This is a genomic window from Nodosilinea sp. P-1105, from assembly GCF_012911975.1.
Classification (GTDB): domain Bacteria; phylum Cyanobacteriota; class Cyanobacteriia; order Phormidesmidales; family Phormidesmidaceae; genus Nodosilinea.
The window spans coordinates 49,595-55,594 of sequence record NZ_SMDQ01000035.1; the positions used below are offsets into that span (position 1 = coordinate 49,595).

The 6,000-nt window shown below is 51.2% G+C and carries 3 protein-coding genes and 2 pseudogenes; 4 read left to right on the top strand and 1 reads right to left on the bottom strand.

Annotated elements, in window-relative coordinates:
* Positions 1-78: 78 nt before the first annotated feature.
* Together E1H13_RS15490 and psbF are read left to right on the top strand one after the other, a co-directional pair.
* Complete coding sequence (locus E1H13_RS15490) at positions 79-909, top strand: photosystem II manganese-stabilizing polypeptide (protein WP_169614321.1); 831 nt, start codon at positions 79-81, stop codon at positions 907-909.
* Positions 910-1,077: 168 nt separating this feature from the next.
* On the top strand, positions 1,078-1,212 hold the full coding sequence (psbF, locus tag E1H13_RS15495; protein ID WP_169614322.1) for a cytochrome b559 subunit beta: 135 nt from the start codon (positions 1,078-1,080) through the stop codon (positions 1,210-1,212).
* A gap of 296 nt (positions 1,213-1,508) precedes the next feature.
* On the opposite strand, the gene psbV is transcribed toward psbF, so the two are convergent.
* Positions 1,509-2,024, bottom strand: a complete 516-nt coding sequence (gene psbV, locus E1H13_RS15500; protein ID WP_347404169.1) for a photosystem II cytochrome c-550 — start codon at positions 2,022-2,024, stop codon at positions 1,509-1,511.
* A 972-nt stretch (positions 2,025-2,996) separates the two neighbouring features.
* On the opposite strand from psbV, the pseudogene E1H13_RS15505 reads away from it, so the two are divergent.
* Positions 2,997-4,109 (top strand): annotated as a pseudogene (locus tag E1H13_RS15505) (photosystem II q(b) protein); the annotation flags it as partial.
* A 107-nt stretch (positions 4,110-4,216) separates the two neighbouring features.
* Positions 4,217-5,890, top strand: a pseudogene (gene psaA / locus E1H13_RS15510) (photosystem I core protein PsaA); the annotation flags it as partial.
* Positions 5,891-6,000: the final 110 nt, after the last annotated feature.

The following is a 6,000-nucleotide window of genomic DNA, read 5'->3' on the forward strand; positions in this document are numbered from 1 at the left end:
CAGAAGTCACCTTAGAGGGAGGTCAGAAGGGGTGTTGGGCTAAACCAATTACAGAAAACCAGTATTGGAATCAGGCTAATGAGATACCGCACATTTGTAGCTCTTGCCCTTGCCCTTTGTTTAGGGCTGCTAACCGCCTGTGGCGGAGGCTCCCAGGTGGGTAATGGTGCTCTGAGCTATGAGCAAATTAAAGGAAGTGGGCTAGCCAACCTGTGCCCACAGATCGATGAAACCCGACGAGATGCGATCGCGATCGCCCCCAACCAGACTTACACCTTAAAGGAACTGTGCCTTGAGCCTAAGGTGTTTTTGGTGAAGCAAACGCCGCTGGTCAAACGCCAGGAGACAAAGTTTGTGCCCAGCAAAATGCTAACCCGAGCCAGCTATACCCTTGACCAGGTCAGTGGTAGCTTAAGGGCCAACCCCGATGGCCGCCTTGACTTTATAGAACAGGGTGGATTTGACTTTCAGCCCGTTACCGTACAGCTGCCAGATGGCGAACGTGTGCCGCTACTGTTTACCATCAAGGGCTTAGTGGCCAAGACGACCACGAACACCCTTAGCATTGACCCCTTAACTCGATTTGAAGGTACCTTTCAGGTACCGTCCTATCGCACAGCCGGCTTTTTAGACCCCAAGGGCCGAGGCTTGGCCGTGGGCTACGATACGGCGGTGGGGCTGCCTAGTCAGGCTGATCGAGAGGATTTCCAACGCTCGAATATCAAGGTGTTTGACATGGGGCAGGGCACCCTCAGCTTACAGATAAATCGCGTTGATCAACGCACAGGGGAAATCTCTGGACTGTTTGAAAGTATTCAGCCCTCAGACACTGATTTTGGCGCTAAGGACCCAGTCGATGTGAAGGTCCAGGGTATTTTTTATGGTCGACTTGAATCAGAACTGGCCTAGGCTGGGCGAGCAGATAGAGAAGTCTAGGCATACCAGAATTTTCCAGCCAAGTATTAGCCTGGGTGCTCCGTAGCTAAGTTTGTCGCAGAGTGTTGCCTAAACACTCCCTATCGGCACAGCCCTGCTGTGCCTTTCTTCTTAAACCATATAGAGTAGAGGACCTTAACGATGACTAATTACAATGTTGAAGACACCAAGACATACCCAATCTTTACGGTGCGTTGGTTGGCGGTTCATACCCTGGCGGTGCCAACTGTATTTTTCCTGGGGGCGATCGCCGCCATGCAATTCATCCAGCGCTGATCTGTAGGGTTGGGAACTGCTAGGCCTATCAAGTTGGCTACCAACTATCCCTGAAAAATAAGATCCCCTCTAGTTCCCTGGGAGTGCATCCCAGTTTTGCAGCCCTCACCCTAAATCCCTCTCCCAGAGCGGGAGAGGGACTTTGAATCCGGCCCCCCTTCTCCCATTTTGGGAGAAGGGGCTGGGGGATGAGGGCCAACTTGCAAAAGTGGGATGCACCCGTTCCCTAGTTAGGCGATAAAGAGGGAATCTTATTTTTCTTCTGCCTTCTACCTCCTACCTTCTTCTGTCGTCTGCTACCGCCCTGGCTTACCACTAGCCCATTTGTCACCGATAATATTAGGCTGCACCAAAATATACCCCGCGATATTTCTCAGGTCATCGTCAGTCAAGTTCTTCATTTTTGGGAACAAGTCTGCTCTCGCCGTCGAGGGATGCAGCTCCTCCAGAGAAGCTACCCCATCGTAGGTGGTTGGGTTGTGCAAGTAGTCGACCAGGGCTTCTAAATTACTTCGAGGCGGTGTAGCTAGAGTTAATACTTGAGGCCCTAGACTAATGTCTGGATTAGTTTTAGTAATACCATCTAAGTGACATTGGGCACAGCTACCATTAAACTTTCGCTGGCCGCCGATAAATTGTTGCTCTGTCAACGTTATGGTATCTCCAGAAGCATTGAGAGGTATGGTGCGGTTAGCTTTACTGATTTCAACCGCGATCGCTGGGCTAGCGACAAACTGACAGAGAAAGATCAACGTCAGTGCCATAACCCCCAAAAAATGTCTTAGACAATACCTTTTCAAAGAAGTAATCACTGAATTTTCCTCAAAATCTACTTTGCAATACAGTGGTTCTCAATTGAGCAAGTCACAGGATTTCTTAGAGGCTTACCACAATATCTCGCTCAGAATATCAGCCTGATCAGCTCCGACTTCTGAGCTCAGGTTCATACTATGGCTTTAATACAATGCTCTAAGGGCCAGACTTTGAAAGATTCTGGCTATTAAGTCGTACGTTTCACCCCTTAACTAGAAAAGGGATCTTTCACGACGCACTTTACTAAATTGACATCCACTATATTGAAGCTATCACGTTCTCCAGTTTTAGATTTTTATGTGGAATCAAATCAAAATATTTCTTTAGATATAAAATATCAACTTAATCGCCAGAGATACTGATATTAATCAGCCTTATCAGGATGTGGCCTGAGATCAAATGAGGTGCATCCCACTGTTAGAACCCACTCCCAGAGAAGCCGCTTCGCGTCTACACCCTACATCCCTTTCCCAGGGTGGGCTAACTTACATAACTGGAATGTACCCGATGACATGTGCTTAGAGTGTAACTTTCCTTAAAGCAGATTTTCATCTTCATTAGTTTTTCATTTTTCTTCCCTAAGGTTGGAACATTCACTGATCGCAACCAATTTGGCCTATCCTACGACGTTTGCTAATAAAGGCATGGCTTGTAGAAAGTCTGACAGAGATTTCTGATGTCGGGCTGGGTTGGTGGCGCCCAGCGATTTTGAACTTGTTTTTGTTGAGCTGCTCTAGTGGACTTCGATGGGAGGCTAGATCTTCCTAAAAAGTTGAGCAGGCTTAAATTAGTCTTTCAACTTATGGCTATAGTGCCTCCCCCATGACATTTTGAGCAGCTATCAATGGTCAAGAGAGGAATTTTCTATGATCACACAGATTGGTAGAACGGTTGCCACCAATCGTCCTAACCAACGTGAAACTTCAACGGCTACCCCGTCGCCCAAGGCACGCGCCCAGCCGGGACAAGTCAGTAATTGGGAACGCTTTTGTCGATGGGTTACCAGTACTGACAATCGTATTTATATCGGCTGGTTTGGAGTGCTGATGATTCCGACGATGGCGACGGCGGCGATTGTTTTTTTGCTGGCGTTTATTGCTGCCCCAGCGGTAGATTTAGACGGTACAGGACGAGTCCTGGCGGGGGCATTGTTAGACGGCAATAACTTGATTAGCGCCGCCGTAGTACCCACATCAGCGGCCATTGGGCTGCACTTTTATCCGATTTGGGAAGCGGCCTCGCTGCAGGAATGGCTCGCCAATGGTGGCCCCTATCAGCTGATTGTGCTGCATTTTGTGATTGGTATTATTGCCTACCAAGACCGGGAGTGGGAACTCAGCTACCGCCTGGGCATGCGACCCTGGATTTCTCTGGCCTTCACGGCCCCAGTGGCGGCAGCGGTGTCGGTGCTGCTGATTTACCCCATTGGTCAAGGGAGCTTCTCGGCGGGCATGCCCCTCGGGATTTCTGGCACGTTTACATTTATGCTGCAATTTCAGGCCGATCACAATATTTTGGCCAACCCCTTTCATCAGTTGGGGGTGATTGGGGTATTCGGCGGGTCCTTGTTCTGTGCCGCCCACGGGTCCCTGGTGACCTCGGCGGTGATTCGACAGGACGTTGGCGAAGCCTCTGCTTTAGAGAAAGGTTTCTCGGGATGGCAGAAACCCGCTTGGGCCAGGAGGCCCAGCCCAACCTACAGCTTTGACCACGCCCAAGCTAACCAGGAAAAACTGCTTTGGCGAGGCATGAGGTTTAGAAGTTCGCGATCGCTGCACTTTTTTCTAGCCGCGTTTCCCGTGGCCGGCATTTGGTCAGCGGCGCTGGGAGTCGATATGGCCGCCTTTGGGTTCGATCGCTTCTCGGGCTGGTCGGCGGAGGGCTATCTCCAAAAGACCGTGGTGCCCACTTGGGCCGACATCACCACCCAGGCCAATCTGGGTATTCGGGCCATGAAGAGCAGCTCTGCGGATCCGTTTCCCCTCTGGCTAGACACTGTCTCTGAGACCGACTCAGCTACGGATGACGTTCCCCATCACGACCTTAATCAGGCCTGCTCGCCTGGGAGAGAACCAGTTTGTTAGCTCTCTTGCCGTCACCTTTTTGACCTCCAATTTCTGACTCGTAGTATTAGCGACCTACTGATTGTTTGTTTAGTAACTGATTGTTTGTTTAGTAAAGGAGTGTTTTCATGACCACTAGTCCTCCGGAGCAGAGGCCAAGGGTCAGGGTTGTCGTTGATCAAAATCCAGTGCCGACTTCCTTTGAGCCGTTGGCCAAGCCAGGACATTTTGATCGCACCTTATCACGAGGACCCAAAACCACCACCTGGATTTGGAATCTCCATGCCGATGCTCACGATTTTGATACCCACAATACTGATTTAGAAGATATTTCTCGCAAGATTTTCTCTGCCCACTTTGGTCATTTAGCGGTGATCTTTGTGTGGCTGAGCGGGATGTACTTCCATGGGGCTCGATTCTCTAATTTCTCCTCCTGGATGGCTGATCCCATCCACATTAAACCCAGTGCCCAGGTGGTATGGCCGATTTTCGGTCAAGAGATTCTCAATGCCGATATGGGTGATGGGTTTCGGGGCATCCAAATTACCTCCGGACTATTTCAGATGTGGCGGGGGGCCGGGTTTACCCATGAGTTCCAGCTATTTTGGACCGCCATCGGTGCACTGGTTATGGCGGCTTTGATGCTGTTTGCAGGCTGGTTTCACTACCATGTGCGCGCCCCTAAGTTGGAGTGGTTCCGCAATTGGGAATCGATGATGAACCACCACCTGGCAGGCCTGCTGGGGATGGGTAGCCTGGGCTGGGCTGGCCATTTGATTCATGTGGCACTGCCCACCAATAAACTGCTGGATGCCGGGGTGGCCATTAAGGATGTACCCTTGCCCCACGAATTTATTCTCAATAAAAGCCTAATGGCGGACCTGTACCCCAGTTTTGCCCAGGGGGTGAAGCCCTTTTTCACCCTCAACTGGTCTGTCTATAGCGATTTCTTGACCTTTAAGGGAGGGCTTAACCCAGTCACGGGAGGCCTGTGGATGACCGATATTGCTCACCACCACGTGGCGATCGCGGTTTTATTTATTATTGCCGGTCACTTTTATCGCACGAACTGGGGCATTGGCCACAGCTTTAAAGAGCTGCTGGATGACGCCAGAACCCCCAAAATGTTCCCCTTGTTCAACTTTATTGGACCAGTGGGCCATCGGGGACTGGACAAAATTTTTGAGACCTCTTGGCATGCCAACCTGGCCATTCACCTGGTGCAGTTTGGCACAGCCAGTTTGCTGGTGGCCCATCACATGTATGCCATGCCGCCCTACCCCTACCTGGCCACCGACTACGCCACGGTGACCTCCCTGTTTACCCACCATGTTTGGATCGCTGGATTCTGCATTGTGGGGGGAGCGGCCCATGCGGCCATCTTCATGGTGCGAGACTACAACCCGGCGGATCATGTCAACAACGTGCTCGATCGCACCCTGCGCCACCGAGACACGATCATTTCCCACCTGGCCTGGGTTTGTCAGTTTCTGGGGTTCCACAGCTTCGCCATGTACTGCCATAACGACACCATGCGGGCCTTTGGCCGTCCCCAGGATATGTTCTCGGACACAGGTATTCAGCTACAGCCGATTTTTGCCCAGTGGGTGCAGCACATCCAAACCATGGCAGTAGGCGGCAATTTATCAGCCGCCGAGCCCTTAGGCAATGTGTTTGGTGGGCTACGCAATATTGACCTGGCCGGTATTGGGGTGACGGCCCCTGGCCTCAGCGGCCCAATCAGTCACGCCTTTGGCGGCGGCGTGGTGGCCGTGGGCGGCAAAGTGGCGATGATGCCCATTCACTCCCGGTTCGCTCATTTTTGAGTGAGGTCAGCCAATTAGGTTAGATTTGGGCTATGGAAACTCCTCTAACCGTTATCACAGAACGGGTTGACGATATTCCCCTGCTG

What these genes read in the sequence shown, in the direction of transcription:
- E1H13_RS15490 (WP_169614321.1), top strand. Translation starts at nt 79, where the DNA reads ATGAGATACCGCACATTTGTAGCTCTTGCCCTTGCCCTTTGTTTAGGG.
- psbF (WP_169614322.1), top strand. Translation starts at nt 1,078, where the DNA reads ATGACTAATTACAATGTTGAAGACACCAAGACATACCCAATCTTTACG.